We start from the raw sequence: 17197 nt of genomic DNA on the forward strand, positions 1-17197 counted from the left end.
ATGAAAATAAATTCTCTCTTTTTGTTTCTCTCTATGATGTTTGTTTGGGTGGGGCTTTGCTCCGCCCAAACAAGTAGTGATAAGTATGTACTCATTGACGGATGTTTTTTCAATGGTATGCCTCCGGGAATTCGGACTGATGAAGGTGCCCAGATGATTATGCTGGCAGATGAGGAAGGACATACCGCATTGGAAATACGTCTGAATAAAGGAAAAACCTTACCGGACTATGCAATGAAATATCGGGTTCCCGTAGAAAAAGTACCCGGAGGAGAGGAATTGTTGCGGATTTCCCGTTCGGGAGCGCAAAAGCCAATGGCGATTGCAGCGACTAATACAGTAACTCTTGATAAATGGGTAGGAAAACCATTCCCGGACTTTAAGGTAAAGGATACGACGGGGCGGGTATGGACAACGGCGGATATTCTTGGAAAACCTTTTGTGCTGAACTATTGGCATACTGGTTGCAGACCATGTATCAAAGAAATGCCGGACCTGAACGAATGGATGAAAATCTGTCCGGATGTGACTTATTTCTCTACTACCTGGACTACGGCGGATCAGATAAAGAAGATTGTGGAAAACCGTCCTTTCCTTTTTACGCATATTGCCGATGAATTATTTTTCTTCAATTTGTTTAAAGTACAGGTCACGCCGACTACATTGTTGGTAGATAAAAAAGGTATTATCCGCTATTGGGAAGAAGGTACAAGCGAGAGTAAACGGGCCTATTTGCTTGATAGACTAAAGGAATTATCAGCCGAATAATCAACTTTGTCTCTTATTTCTTTGTTTAAATCATTACTTTTAAGTATTTTTGTTTGAGACGGTTTAGTATTCTATCACTTAAAAGATAATGCTATGAGACAAGGAAAACAAATTCACCAGGGATATAGCTTCTTTTGGGGAGTATTTCTATTATTAGTAATGTCTGCCGCTATATCTATTCATGCTGAAGCCCTTTCTATAAAGGAGCTTGTACTTTTCAAAGATACTTTGAAGAATGACACGATTGTGCCGCAGTCCCCGAAGAAAAGCGGTACATTAGTTATTAGAGATCGTATTCCGATTCCATCTGATGAGCCTTTATTTATTGTAAATGGAATGGAACTTCCCTATGAGATTTTTGCAGCATTGAACCCCGCGCATATTGAAAGTCTTGAAGTTTTGAAAGATGCTTCAGCCACTGCTATTTATGGTACACGTGGAATAAATGGGGTCATTATTCTGAAGTTGAAAACTCCACAACAGGTAAAGGAGGAAAAAAACATTAAGAAAATAGATGATTTTCTCAAGCCAAAGGGAGTGGACAGGAGGAATGCGCGTTACTATATTGACGGCAAAGAAGTTCCGGCCAGTACTGCGTATCAAACGAGTATTGAGCAAATGGAAGTAAAGACCGGTGCAGACGGAATACTGGAAATTTATATTAAACCAATGATTTTCCTAAGGGGAGAATATGAATAAAAGTGACTGTCAAGAGTGGAATGATCAAAGATTACGGAATGGGAAATACCTGATGACTTATGTTAAAACAAATATCCTTATTAATCCTGTGTGCGGTAGCAATCGTCTTATTCACTGCTCCGGTGCAAGCCTGTACTTCTGCTGTTGTATCGGGTAAAGTAACACCCGACGGTCGCCCTCTGCTTTGGAAAAACCGTGATACGGACTTTATGCGAAACCATATTGATTATGTGAAAGGTGAGATGTATAACTTTATTGCTGTAGTGAATAGCGCCAATGCATATCTGAAAGAGGCATGGATGGGAACTAATTCCTCAGGATTTGCCTTGATGAATACACAATCCTATAATCTGGTGGATGTAAAAGGCGATGAAGAACGGGGGACAGCCAATGGGCGCGTTATTTATCGTGCACTCGAAGTTTGTGCTACGGTAGAGGACTTCTGTCATTTTCTGGATACCATTTCCAAGCCCAGCGATATCGAAGCTAATTTTGGTGTAATCGATGCACAAGGCGGGGCAGCTATGTTTGAGGTAGATTATCATAAATATGTGATGTATGATGCCAATAACCCGAAGGACGCTCCTTATGGTTATATTGCCCGTACCAACTTTTCTTTTGCTGGTAAGGTGAACGAGGGTGCCGGTTATGTGCGCTATATGGAAGCAGACCAGGTGCTGATGAAAGCTTCGGCTACGGGTAGTATTATCCCACAGTTTATTTTCAATGATTTATCGCGTTCGTTCCGTAACCGTATGATGGATATTGATTTGCGTAGCGGGGCATATAATCGTCCTCAGGCGTCGGGTTGGTTTGTAGATCAGGATTTCATTCCGCGTAGCAGTACATCGTGTTCGGTAGTGGTACAAGGTGTGAAACCGGGTGAGAAAGCCGAACTGACTACCATGTGGACACTGTTAGGTTATCCTCCTACCGGTATAGCTGTTCCGTTGTGGGTGAAAGATGCCGGTAAACTTCTTCCCGGAATGGTACGTTTCGGCAAAGAACATGAGGCAGCTCCGCTCAGTGATTGGTCACTTCGTTTGGCAGACAGAGTTTTCAGCTATAAGCAGGGAATGGGTACCGGACGTTATCTGAATTGGGAAAGATTGTATAGTCCTGAGAAAGGTGACGGTTATATGATAGCGATTACTGCGGTAGAAGATGAAGTCTTCCGTACGACGAAGCCATTGTTGGAAGAGTGGTATAAAAAAGGAAGCCTCGATACACAAGCAATACCAAAGCTGTATGACGAACTGGAATCATTCATCAGAATGATTTATCAGAGTTTACTGGAATCAGAATAGAATTTACATAATCGAACGGAGGTATGCCAGTATCTCCGTTTCTTGTTCCGGATGAAACCAACGGATTTCTTCATCTCTTTTGAACCATGTCATTTGCTTGCGCGAATAGATGCGGGAGTTCTGTTGGATTTTCTCTATGGCAAAAGGCAAGGTCCATTCTCCGTCGAGATATTTGAACATTTCTTTATAGCCTACCGTATTCAATGAATTAAGTGCCCGATAAGGAGATACCTTTCTGGCTTCTTCTTCCAAGCCATCCTCTATCATAATCTCTACCCGCCGGTTAATGCGGTCATAAAGTTCTTCCCGGTCGCGCGTCAATCCTATTTTGATGATGCGGAAGGGGCGTTCTTTTTTCTGTTGTGTACGAAATGAGGTGTAGGTCTTCCCTGTCATATAGCATATCTCCAGTGCATGGATTACGCGTTTAGGATTCTTCAGGTCTACTATTTTATAGTATTCCGGATCGAGCAACTTTAGCTCTGCGCACAGTCTTTCCAGACCTTCCGTTTCATACTTATGTAGCATCACCTGGCGTGTTTCAGCATCTACGGTCGGAATATCGTCAATGCCTTTGCAAACGGCATCCACATACATCATAGAGCCACCGGTAAGCAATACTGTATCCTGTTCGGTAAATAAGGTTTCCAGAAGTTTCAGTACCTCCGCTTCATATTGGGCGGCACTGTAATAATCGGTGAGTTGCAAGGTTCCTACAAGGTAATGTTTCACACGTTGCAGTTGCTCGGGGGTAGGGGCTGCCGTCCCTATTTTCAAGTCGGCATAGAGTTGCCGAGAGTCTGCGGAAACGATGCAAGTTTGGTAATGCTCTGCCAGCCGCAGGCTGAGTTCGGTCTTTCCGACTCCGGTCGGTCCAATAAGCACTATCAGGGTTTTCATAAGGAAATGGTATTTAGAGAATCATTTCCCATCCGCAGATAACGCGGATAACGCAGATCTCTTCTAGGCTTAAGTCTTTCAAATCTGTGTTATCCGCGTTATCTGCGGATGAAAAATTTAAAATAATATTAGAACTTTTCTTCCTCGAACGGTGCTGCGCCACCTTCGCCTCCGCCCATGTCGAAACCTTCCTGGTCGAATTCTTCCAAATCAAAGTCCTGATCTCCATAGAAGTTTTCGTCCAGATCAAGCGATCCGCTGTTGGCTGTCATTTCTTCGAAGTCAATTGTCTGTTTCGGAGCATCACCTTCCTTCTTGGTACACTTGGCACCTTTCATTTCTTTTCCGGTAATGATCTCGGAGAGTTCAATGAAGAAACAGCGTTCTGTCATGTAGTCGAACACATAGAGTAACTTCTGCTTTTCATCTTCTATCAGTTCGCTGATAGTGGTGTCTTTCATTACCCAACTGTCCATCTCCGGATTGTCATCCATCTCTTCCAGTGTAATTTCCTTTTCTTTTTCCCAATCATCATCACAGATGAAGAAAGAAGTCATCTGGTCGTTAGTATAGCCTACTGACTTCACTATAGCCTCATGGAAGTCGTAGAATGTAGCTTCCGGGTCAATTTGTATTTCTCTTACGAAGTCGTCCACTTCATCGGAGATAAGTGTAAATCTGTATATCATATTCTAATTACTTTATCGTTTTATCACCTAATAATACCACGTTCGGAGTCACGGATGAAGCTGACAATGTATTCTATTTCCGGGCTCGTCGGAATTTCTTCTTCTATTTTCTTTAATGCGTCTGAAGTGTTCAATCCACTTTGATAAATGATACGGTATGCGTTGTGTATATTCTCAATGGTTTCATTGGAGAATCCGCGACGGCGCAACCCGATAATGTTGATACCGCTGTAAGCAATCGGTTCCCGGCCTGCAATGATGTATGGCGGAATATCCTTACTGAAACGGCAACCGCCTTGTATCATGCCATATCCGCCTACACGGCAGAATTGATGCATCAATACATTGGCACTGATAATGGAGAAATCGTCTATCACAATCTCACCTGCCATTTTGGTAGAGTTACCAATGATGCAGTAATTACCGACAAGGGCGTCATGAGCTACGTGTACACCTTCCATCAACAGGTTATTGTTACCGATAATGGTTCTACCTTTGGCAGCCGTACCACGATTGATGGTAACATTTTCACGAATGGTATTGTTATTACCGACTTCAGCGGTACTCTCTTCTCCCTGAAATTTCAGGTCCTGAGGGATGGCACCGATAACAGCTCCCGGAAAAATCGTATTTCCATTGCCGATACGTGAACCGTACAGAATGTTGGCATTTGCCATAATCTTGTTGTTATCGCCGATTACCACATTCTTGTCGATGAATACAAAAGGAGCAATCTCTACGTTTTCCCCGATTTTTGCCTCGGGATGAATATACGCTAAGGGACTTATCATGTTATTTAATTATTAATTATCAAATATTAATTATTAATTATCAGGATGAAAGCGCTTAAACAATAAGTGCGCAGCCAATTAATAATTAATACTTAATACCTAATATTTATATTCACTTGTTCTTAACTATTTGTGCCATAAACTCTGCCTCGCAAACCACTTTCTCGCCTACGAACGCATAGCCTTTCATCGTGGAAATGCCACGGCGGATAGGTGCAAGCAGTTCTACGCGGAAGATAAGGGTGTCACCCGGCACAACCTTTTGACGGAACTTCACACCATCTATCTTCATGAAGTAGGTGGAGTAGCGGTCGGGTTCGTCTACGGAGTTCAATACAAGCAGACCGCCTACCTGTGCCATAGCTTCAACCTGCAACACACCCGGCATTACCGGTTCCTGTGGGAAGTGCCCCTGGAAGAAAGGCTCGTTGGCAGTGATATTCTTCACGCCTACAATATAATTGGCACCTATTTCAATCACCTTGTCTACCAATTGGAATGGGTAACGGTGTGGCAATAGTTCGCGGATACGGTTTACATCCATGACGGGTTCGCGGTTGCAGTCGTAAGTCGGAGCCTGTATATCGTGCAGACGGATTTCCTTACGCATCTGGCGGGCAAACTTATTATTAATGGTATGTCCCGGACGTGTAGCAATGATACGTCCCTTGATAGGCTTGCCTATCAAAGCTAAGTCGCCAATTACATCGAGCAATTTGTGACGGGCACATTCATTGGCCCATACCAAAGGTTTGTGATTGATGTAACCCAGTTGCTTGGCATCCATGTGGGGAACTCCCATCACGTCGGCCAACTTATCGAAGTCTTCCTGAGACATTTCCCGTTCGTAAATAACGATGGCATTGTCCAAATCGCCTCCTTTGATAAGACCTGCCTGCAACAGTGGTTCGATCTCGCGTACGAATACGAATGTACGGCTGCCGGCTACTTCATCTTGGAATTTCGACATATCCTCCAGCGTTGCAAACTGATTGGGAATGATGGTCGAGTCGTAAGATACCAGTACATTCAGACTAAAGTTCTCGTCGGGCAACACGATAATGGAAGAACCGGTCTTTTCATCGCGAAACTCGATTTTTGACTTGATGATATAGAAATCTTTAACGGCATTTTGTTCTTCTGTACCTACGCGCTCTATTTCTTGTGCATAATATTGGGCGCTACCGTCCAGAATGGGAAACTCAGGACCGTTGACTTGTATCAGGCAGTTGTCTATGCCTAAGGCATAAAGGGCTGCCATGCCGTGCTCTACAGTGCTAACCTTCACACCATTCTTGGAAAGAACGGTGCCGCGAGTGGTTTCAGTCACGTTGTCCGCAACCGCATCAATGGTAGGTTGTCCCTCCACGTCGATACGCTGGATCTTATATCCGTGGTTGTCCGGAGCAGGATTGAAAGTAACGGTCAGGTCAAGTCCCGTATGAAGGCCTTTACCACTGAGGGAAAAACTGTCTTTCAGAGTCTTTTGTTTCAACATTTGTTACTTATTTATTTGTTGTTTTAATTCATTCAGTTCTTTACGGAGCTGGCGGAGTTCTGTTAGCATATCCGGCAGGTTCCGTTGGGCAACGGAGGCTTTGAAGTATTGTTTCAGCTCCATGGGAGGAGTACCGATTAACTGGCTGCCATCCTTAATATTACTGGGAACACCGGACTGTGCTCCGAGGTTCACTTTGTTTCCGATATGAATATGTCCTGCAATGCCTACTTGACCGCCGAACATGCACCATTCACCTACCTTGGTAGATCCTGCAATACCCACTTGTGCCGCCATAACGGTATTTGCACCAATTTCGTCATTGTGGGCTACTTGTATCAGGTTGTCCAGTTTCACACCTTTGTGTACGATGGTTGCGCCCATTGTAGCACGGTCTACGCAAGTGTTTGCACCAATCTCTACATTGTCTTCCAATATTACGATACCGATTTGAGGTATTTTTTCGTAACCTTCGGGAGTTGGAGCGAAACCAAAACCGTCCGCACCGATCACACAGCCGGAATGCAGGATGCAATGATTGCCTATCCGGCAGTCATGATAAATGGTTGTATTGGCATATAGGATACAATTACTGCCCACTTTGGCGCCACTGCCGACAGTAGCATGCGGATGTATCATTGTATTGTCTCCTACTTCCGCGTATTCACCAATGCAAGCGAAGGGTGCAATGTAAACATCCTTGCCGATTTTTGCGGTCTCAGCAACGAAAGCCAACGGATCGATACCCACGCGCTTGGGCTTACTCTGTTCGTAAAGATTGAGCAGTTTAGCCAAACTTTCGTAGGCGTTATCTACTTTTATTAAAGTAGCTTTTATTTCCTGCTCAGGAACAAAGTCTTTGTTTACCAATACAATACTGGCTTGGGTCTCGTAGATATAAGATGTATATTTGGGGTTTGACAGAAACGATATAGCACCGGGGATGCCTTCTTCTATCTTGGCAAAAGTATGTACAGTTGCATTCTCATCTCCAACGATTTCTCCTTGGATAAATGTTGCAATTTGTTTAGCAGAGAACTCCATTGTCTTATTCTTGTTAGATGGTTTCAAATCACAAATAACGGACTTTTTTTTTATATTTCCTTGTCCTTGGGTGAATATTTTATACTTACCTATGCAAACGTTGGTAGCAAAGATAGTATTTTTTTACCTTCTTAGACAATAGGGAAATATTGAGCATGTCCGATGCTTCAGCAATATTCTTAATACTTCCGTCTTTATAAAGGATATCAATACTATCGTCTGCCGGGTCGTACATATTCTTCTCGATGCTGGGGGTAGAGACGAAATAGCTCGCTTCAGAGAGGGGTATGTCCAGTTGCTGACTGATTTGCAAAGTTAACTCTTTTTTTCTTTCTTCACATATTGGTTCGGTAGAAATTTCCACTTTAAAGATATTACGGTTGATCATACCGAGGCTCAGCGTGGACAAAACCTTGTCGTTGTGGGTGCTCCACACCTTTAATGCGGTCCATATATCATTGTCGTCCAGTTGGATGAAGTTCTCCAGACACTCCGGATTGTTATAGAAAGTTTCCTTGTTGATGTCATTGTAAAGGAAAAAACGCAATGCCGGTGAAGCAAATAATTCTACACCTTTACTTGCTAATTCTTTGGCACGGAGTAGGGCGCTGATGAGCATTTTCTCGTATGCCACGGACGTTTTGTGCAGATATACCTGCCAGTACATCAAGCGGCGGGCTGTGAGGAAGTTCTCAATGGAATAGATGCCTTTGGATTCTATCACGAGATGGTCTTCTTTCACATCGAGCATCTTGATGATGCGTGCCGAGCCGATGTTACCTTCCGTTACGCCGGTATAGAAACTGTCGCGGCGAAGGTAGTCCATACGGTCCATGTCGAGTTGTCCGCTGACCAGTTGGTGCAGGAACTTCTTGGGGTATTCGTCCTTGAATATCTGGATGGCAAGTGTGAGTTGCCCGTTCATTTCTTTGTTGATACGTTCCATCAGCATGAGGGAGATATCCTCGTGGGATACGCCCTGTACGATGGTGTCTTCCAGTACATGAGAGAAAGGACCGTGTCCGATGTCATGCATCAGAATGGCTGCCTGTACTGCTTCGGCTTCACTGTCGAAAATGAAGTTTCCCTTGCTGGCGAGCTGCTGGACAGCTTCACTCGTCAAATGGAAAGCCCCCAACGAATGTTGAAAGCGAGTGTGCTGCGCACCGGGATAAACCACAGACGACAAACCCAGTTGCTTGATGCGGTTTAAACGCTGCAAAAGGGGATGCCGCACGATGTCGTACAACAACCCCTTCGGGATATTGATGAACCCGAACACCGGGTCGTTAATGATCTTTCGTTCGAACACGTTGTTAGTGATTAAGGGTAAGTGATAAGTGATTAGGCGTTAATCACTCCCTTCAACTGTTCCGCCATCTGCTGTTGCACTTCCTTTGCGGCGTTGCGTGCGGCTTCTGCAAATTTTTCAGTCTTATCCACATAGATGATGCCACGGCTGGAGTTTACAATCAGTCCGCAAGTGGAGTTCATGCCGTACTTACAAACTTCTTCCAGTGAGCCACCCTGCGCACCTATGCCCGGTACAAGCAGGAAGTGGTTGGGAACAATCTTGCGGATATCTTCGAAAGCGCGGCCTTGTGTAGCACCTACCACGTACATCATCTGTCCGTCGTTGGCCCATTCCTGAGACTTGCGCAGTACTTTTTCGAAAAGGCGTTCTCCGTTGGGATCTTCCGTCAACTGGAAGTCGTGTGAACCTTTGTTGCTTGTCAGTGCCAGAAGGATTACCCATTTGCCTTCGTAAGTCAGAAATGGAGTAACACTGTCCTCACCCATGTAAGGGGCTACGGTTACAGAGTCGATGTCCAGTTCGTCGAAGAAGGTGCGGGCGTACATGGCAGAGGTGTTTCCAATGTCACCACGCTTTGCATCGGCAATGATGAATTGATCGGGATAGTTTTCCTTGATATATTTCACAGTCTTTTCAAAAGCGATCCAGCCTTTCACGCCCATGCTCTCATAGAAAGCGAGGTTCGGTTTGTAGGCGATGCAAAGGTCAGCCGTTGCGTCGATGATGGCTTTATTGAAGGCGAAGATCGGATCTTCTTCTTTCAATAAGTGTTCCGGGATTTTCTTGATGTCTGTATCCAGACCTACGCAGAGGAATGATTTCTTACGCTTGATATTTTCAAAAAGTTGTTGTTTGTTCATATTGGATATATTTAGTCTGTTTATGATTCGCTTTATTATTTCCTGAATAAATAGCCGTTTATATTCAGTAAAAGAGCCTCGTTTCCTTCCTCTTGATAATCTAAGGAGAAGCCTGTCAGTATGAAGAGGCTTTTATCGGAGTTACATTTGAATTGTGCAGGAGGCATTTCACCATATTTATAGCGTTGAAGTGCTTCAATGTTTTTGAGGTCAATGTATACCGTATCGTTCATTTTATCTGTCCGGGTACCGAGAGAGGCGGGCAATATTCCTGTTTCTTTATACTTGCGTGGAATTTTGAGTTGCCTGCTTGATTCCGGTATGATTACGAAACGGCTGTATCCCTTAGGAATCTCGATGCTTGTCAGTGAGGATGCCTGAGCATTGTATGATATAGCCCGGTTATTGCCAGTAGCTTTATCGTTGTCGGCCGTTTCATCACTGTTCTGACCGAAACGGTTTTGGGCATAATAGAATGATGCGTCTTTGTCCACAAGGTCGGCTATGCTTTTTCGTCCGAACCAGTAGTGCAGATAACGGAGTCGGTCGTTTACTTGCAATGCGGTCTTTGCCGGAAGTGAATCCAGCCAGTTGTCGTACTGGTTGCGTGAGAGGGGCAAGTTTGTTTCACCACTGCGTGCTAGTTCCTTCTCTATGCTACGGCGCATGACGTTCCGGGTGATACTTGCATAGTTCACCGGCAATACGGAAGTCAGTAGGAAGATGATGGAAAATGAAATGGGAATCCAACTGATGCGGCGTGCCCGGGTGAGGACCAGTCCGAAGCAAACGATATAACACCAGATATTGAGTGTGATCAGATAAAGCCGGTTGATTGTGACACCATAATCGTTGAAGCGGCGGATGATGCCGACTGTCATTAATATCAGTAACGGCAATACCAGGGCAGGCAGCCAGCGTGCAATCCGTTCGTTTATGCGCTTTGATTCACTGACCCGTGCCGGATACAGTCCGAATTCAATGGCGATACATCCCGCCATGAGCGCCACTACGAGCCAGGATACCCAGCCTGTAGGTAGTTCCCAACTGATAAGGATGCGGGTGGCATAGATATAGAGTACAAGCAGATACCCTGCCATGAGCGGGAGAAAGAGGAAATGTATCGTTCCGTTCAGGAACTCCGACGGTTGCGGTTCTTGGTTGTGCTTTAGCTCATCTTTGGGTAACATACCGAGGAAGAGCAGCATCGGAAGCAATACACTGCATACAACAAGGATATACAGGTAACATTTCCAGCTTACATCCACATCGAAAAGTTGATGGAGTGAAAAGACGAGCAGGCTTATTCCGCCACTCATAATCAGTCCCACCACGTTTGCCGTGACAAAAGCCCCTACGGTGTAGGAAGCAAAGTTCCAGCTCGGAATGTCATTCTTCTCTTTGGTGAATGAGAGGAAAAAGACTGAAAGCCACAAGGCGAGGATAGCCGCTCCGTGAGCTATGCTTATTTCTGTGAGCGACCGCTCTGGAGAGAGGCTGTAGAGATACACTGCGTCGGCAATAAGCAGTATATGCATCACGATATGCACGCTGATTCCTTTAATCCGGTTCTTTATCTCTTCGCTCCACAGATGGAGAGTGAGTGAGAGCAGAGTACCGACAGAGAAGTAATAACCCAAAACCAGTGTCAGCTTCTCTTCGTTATCCATTTCGGTAGATACTAGATAAGTCAGATAGGCGGTAAGTGCAAGGACAAAGCATACTGTGGTTGGAAAACGTTTCAGGCAATTCTGAAATGCTTCCGTCAGAGTATGAAATGCTTTATTAAAAAACTGTCCTTTCATCTTGTTCTGCCGTTGAAGTTTCCGGGGCTACGTCTTTCTTTTAGGGTTACAGTTCGCTTTCTTTCAGACGTTCTGCATTTTCCGCTACAATCAGGTGGTCTATGCAGTCCTGGATATCGCCATCCATGAAGGCGGCAAGGTTATAAATGGTATAGTTGATACGATGATCGGTGATACGTCCTTGCGGATAGTTGTAGGTACGGATTTTAGCGGAACGGTCTCCGGTGGATACCATTGTCTTACGCTTGGAGGCAATATCGTCCAGATATTTCTGGTGTTCTTTGTCGTAAATAAATGTACGCAGGCGTGAGAGGGCGCGTTCCTTATTCTTCGGTTGGTCGCGCGTTTCGGTACATTCTATCAGGATTTCCTCAGAAACACCCGTATTGGGGTTCTTCCAGACATAGCGCAGACGCACACCGGATTCCACCTTATTTACATTCTGTCCGCCGGCACCGCCGCTTCGGAAGGTATCCCACTTGATTTCGCCTTCGTTAATGACTACGTCAAATTCTTCGGCTTCGGGAAGCACTGCCACGCTGGCGGCGGAAGTGTGCACACGCCCCTGAGTTTCAGTGGCCGGAACGCGCTGCACGCGGTGTACACCCGATTCATACTTCAACGTTCCGTACACATTATCGCCCGTCACGCTGCAAATGATTTCCTTGAATCCTCCTGCTGCGCCTTCGTTGACGCTGGATATTTCCATCTTCCAACCTTTTGTTTCGCAGAATTTGGTGTACATGCGGAAGAGGTCTCCGGCAAAGATTGCGGCTTCGTCGCCACCTGTACCGCCACGGATTTCGAGGATGGCGTTCTTGCTGTCCTGTGGGTCGGCAGGCACGAGGAGGAGTTTGATATGTTCTTCCAGTTCCGGCTGGCGTGCCTGACAGGCATCCAGTTCTTCGCGTGCCATATCCCGCATTTCCGGATCGGCTTCGTTAGTGATGATCTCTTTGGCTTCCTCGATGCCGTTCAGCACCTGAATATATTCTTTGCGGGCATCCATCAGGTCACCCAGTTCTTTGTACTCTTTGGTGAGTTTTACGTAACGCTTTTGGTCGGCAATCACTGCCGGGTCTGTAATCAGCGTCGATACTTCTTCGAAGCGGGCAACAAGCCCTTCGAGTTTCTCTAATATGGTATTGTTGTCTGCCATTGAATTAGTATTTGAATTCTCCGAACTCGCTCTTAATAATCAGCTCCTTCTTATCACTTTCCTCAATGCGTCCCACAATCTGCGCATCGATACCGAAGCTCTTGCTGATGGCAATTACTTCCTCGGCATGTTCGGGCGACAGATATACTTCAAGGCGGTGTCCCATATTGAATACCTTGTACATCTCTGCCCAGTCCGTATTGCTCTGCTCTTTAATCGTTTTGAACAAAGGAGGAACAGGGAACAGATTATCCTTAATCACGCGGCAATAATCACCTATAAAGTGCAGCACTTTTGTCTGTGCGCCACCCGAGCAGTGTACCATACCGTGGATTTCAGGACGGAGTGCATCCAGCAACTTCTTCACTACCGGTGCATACGTGCGGGTAGGGGAGAGTACCAATTTACCAGCATCCAGCGGGCTGTCTTCTACGGCATCCGTCAGTTTCAGACCACCGGAGTAAACCAGTTCTTCGGGCACTGCCTTGTCATAACTTTCGGGATATTTCTCTGCCAGATATTTGGAGAATACGTCGTGACGGGCGCTGGTTAGTCCGTTGCTGCCCATGCCACCGTTATATTCTTTTTCGTAAGTAGCCTGTCCATAAGAAGCCAAGCCTACAATTACATCACCCGGACGGATATTGGCATTATCAATCACATCGCTGCGCTTCATGCGACAAGTTACGGTACTGTCTACGATGATGGTACGTACCAAATCGCCTACATCGGCAGTTTCACCGCCTGTAGCATATACGCCTACACCCATTTCGCGGAGCTCAGCGAGCAATTCGTCCGTACCGTTGATGATGGCGGAGATTACTTCTCCCGGAATAAGGAGTTTGTTGCGTCCGATGGTAGAAGAAACCAGGATATTATCTACTGCACCTACGCAGAGCAGGTCGTCGATATTCATAATCAGTGCATCTTGTGCAATGCCTTTCCAAACAGAAAGATCACCTGTTTCTTTCCAGTACATATAAGCCAATGAGGACTTCGTGCCTGCACCGTCGGCGTGCATAATATTGCAATACTCCGGGTCACCGCCCAAAATGTCAGGGATAATTTTGCAGAAAGCCTGCGGGAAAATACCTTTGTCGATGTTCTTGATGGCATTGTGCACATCTTCTTTAGAAGCGCTGACACCGCGCATCATGTATCTTTGGTTACTCATGAGATTAATAAGTTTGTTCAATATTGATGGCGCAAAGATAGTGATTATTCTTCAGATACCTGCTTATTCTTTAACTGTTATTGTTCCGTCAATTAAAAGAAATACGCTATCTTTGTAGAATAAAAACTAATAATAAACTTTATGGAAGAGAAGAAGGAAAAACAAATAGAAGAAAAAGCTACGACTGAGGTGTGGCTAAGAAGAGGAGAAGAACTGTGAGCAAGACGCTTGAAGCTGCAAGAAGACTTAAGGGTAGTCTTATCGTGAACGATTCTAAATTTTTGCTTTAAGCATGAGATACCTTATAGATACTAAAGAAGGAGCACATGAAAACTTACGCAAAAATGGAAATAAATGAAGCCCAGGGACACAAAGACCCTTCCGACCATGTAATCATTGCCCATGCCATCACCGAGCATTTACCGCTCATCTCCAGCGATACCCGCTTTGAATTCTACAGAAATCAAGGGTTTGATCTGATATTCAACAGAAAGTAATCCTCGTAAATCATAGATTGCATTCTACTGTTTTACTTTCAATCTCTCCCAAATCGTTTTCTTTTGAGACATTTTTATTAAAGCAACCCCCATCAGGCAACAAGCGCAACGCAATTCTTCTTTTGAAAGTGTATTCAGCTTATTCGTAATACAGGATAAGGGATAGTTTTCTTTGAAAAAGGCGAATACGTCGGCTGAGTTTTCTAAGTCGGTTTTCATCTGGCAGGAGCAGGTAAGAAGTTCATCCATCGTGTTATAAGTTTTAAAGGGTTAGTCGTGTGTTCCTACTTCTCTAATGTAAAAAAAAGACGTGGGAACTATTGGCATTATTATTCAACTCCAAGGCTCTGGTAAACCCGTCAAGAAAACAATAAGCAATAGCCCCACGCCAGAGTGTATATAACAAAGTTATATGCGACCCAAACGTGGAGACTTCCACTTATTATTCGCTCTTGCAAAAATTTACCAGACTTTAGAAGTTACGAATAATAAAATGATATCTCCAAATCACAAAATATATCTCTTTTCCAACGAAAGAAATACGCAACAAAGATACAAGTTTTTTTGAAAAAGTATGCATAGAGTGAGATGAAAATGAACTATAAATCTTTATAGTTAACCTCACTGAACAGTGATCTCTAAGTGAAGTAATTGTTGCTATTATATTGCCAATGTTTTGCCATCGTACTGGCAAGCTTTTGCCAATGCGGTGGCACAACTTTGCCAATGTGGTGGCAAGATGGCAGATGTACTTCGAGCGTGAAACAGCTTTAACTTACTTTTTTCTTCCCTCTTGCAACTAATTCCCTAACCGGGCGTCTTATGTATAAAAGACTATCTTAAGATGGAACAGAATACGAAAGAAAAACAGTTCACTTCCCTCATCGAGGAATACAAGCGAGTGATCTATAAAATCTGCTACATGTATGCAACGGATGGAGATAATTTTAAAGATCTCTACCAGGATGTAGTAATAAACCTTTGGAAAGGCTTCGAGGGTTATGAAGGAAAGGGTAAACCTTCTTCGTGGATTTACCGCGTGGGATTGAATACCTGTATCTCCTTCTACCGCCAGCAGCAACGCCGGGGCGAACATACTTCCTTGGATTCCCTCTACGGTTTGGAAGCAGAAGATAGTGAAACGACCAAACGCTTGAAAGAGATGTATCGCCTCATTGCCGGACTGGACAAGTTTGAACGTGCCGTCATCTTGCTGTGGCTGGATGAAAATTCTTACGAAGAGATTGCGGAAATTGTCGGTGTGCCGCGCAATACTGTAGCTTCAAAATTGAAACGAATTAAGGATAAACTTACAAAACAAGCGAATAGCTAAAATAAAACAGATTATGGAACTGGAAGAATTAAAACAAAATTGGAATATAATGGAAGAAAGGCTCGGACGCCTGGAAATGGAGCATCGCCAGCAACTGAATAATAAGGTGGTCAGTAAAGTAAAGCAGGTACAGGATCGTGTGTTGCGTCGATTTACGATTGTAGTGATCTGTTTACCTTTCTTTTGCTGGTATATTGTTCATAATCAGATGTGTGATTTTAGCCTGTCAACGTGGGTGCTGTTGTTTCTGTTTGTAGCTGTGATAGTAGCCCGGCAATTCACATGGATGTTGCTGTTAAGGAAGATTGATTGCCTGAAGATGACTGTGCGTGAAGTGTGTCTGGCGGAGAGTCGTTTCCGGATGTCTTTCAAAGTGGGGATAGCTGTGAGTGTGTTGTGTGCCGTACCTTTACTGGTAAGTATGATATGGGATATGTCCCAAATGGGGGATCGTTATATATTGATAGGTGCCTGGACTGGGCTTGTTGTAGGGGTGCTGATAGGAATTCGTTTGTTCCTCAAAGCATGGAGCGGGATAAAGGAATTGAAAGAGGCAATAACGGATTTGCAGTAGTCAGCTTAAAAAAAGCAAGTCCCCCTTCCGCCCTGGAAACTCGAATAGACCGGAGTTTACGATGGGTGGAAGGGGGACTTGTTTTTTATAGAACCGTTTGTTACGGTAGGAATATACTTATTTAGAACTGTACCTGCGGTGCTGTTTCAGCTCCTTCGGAAGCTTCAAAGTAAGCACGTTTTTCGAAGCCGAACAGACTTGCAAGAATGTTCTTCGGGAAGCGGCGGATGGCAGTATTGAAGTTCTTTGCTGCATTGTTGAAGTTGGTACGTGCCACGTTGATACGGTTTTCAGTACCTTCCAATTGAGCTTGCAGTTCCAGGAAATTCTGGTTTGCTTTCAGGTCGGGGTAATTCTCAGTAATGGCAAGCAACTTACCCAATGCAGAAGTTACCGCACCTTGAGCTTTCTGGTATTCAGCCAGCTTTTCCGGAGTCAGATCATTAGCATCTACTTTAATTTGAGTAGCCTGGCTGCGAGCCTCTACCACACCTTCCAGAGTTTCTTTTTCATGAGAAGCGTATCCTTTTACCGTACTAACCAGATTCGGAATCAAGTCGGCACGGCGTTGATATTGTGTTTCAACGTTTGACCATTGTCCGCTTACGTTTTCATCCATAGTTACTAGTCCGTTATAACCAGTAACACCCCAAATGACGAGGAGAGCTAAAACAACAAGAATGATAATAGTTGATTTCTTCATACTTTTCTTTTATTAAATGATTATTATTAATTAGCTGCAAGTTACGAGCTACAAGCTACGAGTTGCTGCGCTATGATACCG

18 protein-coding genes are annotated in these 17197 nt (G+C 44.5%); 6 read left to right on the forward strand and 12 right to left on the reverse strand.

The features are described from left to right. From VYM24_RS11230 to VYM24_RS11240, 3 genes are all read left to right on the forward strand, one after another. On the forward strand, positions 1-768 hold the full coding sequence (locus VYM24_RS11230) for a TlpA family protein disulfide reductase (RefSeq protein ID WP_291551853.1): 768 nt from the start codon (positions 1-3) through the stop codon (positions 766-768). A 93-nt stretch (positions 769-861) separates the two neighbouring features. Further along, the gene (locus VYM24_RS11235; protein ID WP_291551850.1) at positions 862-1467 is read left to right on the forward strand and encodes a TonB-dependent receptor plug domain-containing protein; all 606 of its coding nucleotides are present in this window, start codon (positions 862-864) and stop codon (positions 1465-1467) included. Between the two features lie 59 nt (positions 1468-1526). Then, positions 1527-2774: a carcinine hydrolase/isopenicillin-N N-acyltransferase family protein gene (locus VYM24_RS11240; protein WP_330942153.1), complete on the forward strand. Its 1248-nt coding sequence runs from the start codon at positions 1527-1529 to the stop codon at positions 2772-2774. Positions 2775-2777: 3 nt separating this feature from the next. Here VYM24_RS11240 and miaA read toward each other — a convergent pair whose 3' ends face one another. The 10 genes from miaA to VYM24_RS11290 form a co-directional block, all read right to left on the reverse strand. Beyond that, the gene (gene miaA / locus VYM24_RS11245) at positions 2778-3674 is read right to left on the reverse strand and encodes a tRNA (adenosine(37)-N6)-dimethylallyltransferase MiaA (RefSeq protein WP_330942154.1); all 897 of its coding nucleotides are present in this window, start codon (positions 3672-3674) and stop codon (positions 2778-2780) included. Between the two features lie 128 nt (positions 3675-3802). Beyond that, the gene (locus VYM24_RS11250; protein WP_291551843.1) at positions 3803-4363 is read right to left on the reverse strand and encodes an IS1096 element passenger TnpR family protein; all 561 of its coding nucleotides are present in this window, start codon (positions 4361-4363) and stop codon (positions 3803-3805) included. A 23-nt stretch (positions 4364-4386) separates the two neighbouring features. Beyond that, positions 4387-5154, reverse strand: coding sequence for an acyl-ACP--UDP-N-acetylglucosamine O-acyltransferase (gene lpxA / locus VYM24_RS11255; RefSeq protein WP_217714139.1), 768 nt, complete (start codon positions 5152-5154; stop codon positions 4387-4389). Between the two features lie 112 nt (positions 5155-5266). Then, positions 5267-6652, reverse strand: a complete 1386-nt coding sequence (locus tag VYM24_RS11260) for a bifunctional UDP-3-O-[3-hydroxymyristoyl] N-acetylglucosamine deacetylase/3-hydroxyacyl-ACP dehydratase (RefSeq protein WP_291551838.1) — start codon at positions 6650-6652, stop codon at positions 5267-5269. 3 nt (positions 6653-6655) lie between these two features. Continuing rightward, entirely contained in the window at positions 6656-7696 is a 1041-nt protein-coding gene (gene lpxD, locus VYM24_RS11265) for a UDP-3-O-(3-hydroxymyristoyl)glucosamine N-acyltransferase (RefSeq protein ID WP_291551835.1), read from the reverse strand. A gap of 85 nt (positions 7697-7781) precedes the next feature. Next, positions 7782-9008, reverse strand: coding sequence for an HD domain-containing protein (locus VYM24_RS11270; protein ID WP_291551833.1), 1227 nt, complete (start codon positions 9006-9008; stop codon positions 7782-7784). Positions 9009-9040: 32 nt separating this feature from the next. After that, positions 9041-9871 carry an orotidine-5'-phosphate decarboxylase gene (gene pyrF / locus VYM24_RS11275; RefSeq protein ID WP_291551830.1) on the reverse strand — a complete coding sequence of 277 codons (831 nt, stop codon included), beginning with the start codon at positions 9869-9871 and terminating at the stop codon, positions 9041-9043. A gap of 35 nt (positions 9872-9906) precedes the next feature. Further along, on the reverse strand, positions 9907-11676 hold the full coding sequence (locus VYM24_RS11280) for a DUF4153 domain-containing protein (RefSeq protein WP_330942155.1): 1770 nt from the start codon (positions 11674-11676) through the stop codon (positions 9907-9909). Positions 11677-11722: 46 nt separating this feature from the next. Further along, positions 11723-12835, reverse strand: coding sequence for a peptide chain release factor 1 (gene prfA, locus VYM24_RS11285; RefSeq protein ID WP_299093676.1), 1113 nt, complete (start codon positions 12833-12835; stop codon positions 11723-11725). 4 nt (positions 12836-12839) lie between these two features. Beyond that, positions 12840-14009, reverse strand: coding sequence for an AIR synthase-related protein (locus tag VYM24_RS11290; protein WP_291551820.1), 1170 nt, complete (start codon positions 14007-14009; stop codon positions 12840-12842). A gap of 326 nt (positions 14010-14335) precedes the next feature. Between VYM24_RS11290 and VYM24_RS11295 the strand changes: the two genes are divergently transcribed. After that, positions 14336-14506 (forward strand): PIN domain-containing protein, encoded by a 171-nt coding sequence (locus VYM24_RS11295; protein ID WP_291551817.1) that lies wholly within the window; start codon positions 14336-14338, stop codon positions 14504-14506. Between the two features lie 24 nt (positions 14507-14530). On the opposite strand, the gene VYM24_RS11300 is transcribed toward VYM24_RS11295, so the two are convergent. Continuing rightward, positions 14531-14755 carry a hypothetical protein gene (locus VYM24_RS11300; RefSeq protein WP_291551815.1) on the reverse strand — a complete coding sequence of 75 codons (225 nt, stop codon included), beginning with the start codon at positions 14753-14755 and terminating at the stop codon, positions 14531-14533. Positions 14756-15350: 595 nt separating this feature from the next. Between VYM24_RS11300 and VYM24_RS11305 the strand changes: the two genes are divergently transcribed. Continuing rightward, on the forward strand, positions 15351-15839 hold the full coding sequence (locus tag VYM24_RS11305) for an RNA polymerase sigma factor (protein WP_291551812.1): 489 nt from the start codon (positions 15351-15353) through the stop codon (positions 15837-15839). Positions 15840-15852: 13 nt separating this feature from the next. Next, on the forward strand, positions 15853-16413 hold the full coding sequence (locus tag VYM24_RS11310) for a hypothetical protein (protein WP_299093672.1): 561 nt from the start codon (positions 15853-15855) through the stop codon (positions 16411-16413). Positions 16414-16534: 121 nt separating this feature from the next. On the opposite strand, the gene VYM24_RS11315 is transcribed toward VYM24_RS11310, so the two are convergent. Further along, a complete protein-coding gene (locus tag VYM24_RS11315; protein WP_007212564.1) occupies positions 16535-17116 on the reverse strand; it encodes a LemA family protein in 582 nt (193 codons plus the stop codon). Positions 17117-17197: the final 81 nt, after the last annotated feature.

Origin of the sequence: Bacteroides sp. MSB163 (assembly GCF_036416795.1) — a bacterium.
GTDB lineage: Bacteria > Bacteroidota > Bacteroidia > Bacteroidales > Bacteroidaceae > Bacteroides > Bacteroides maternus.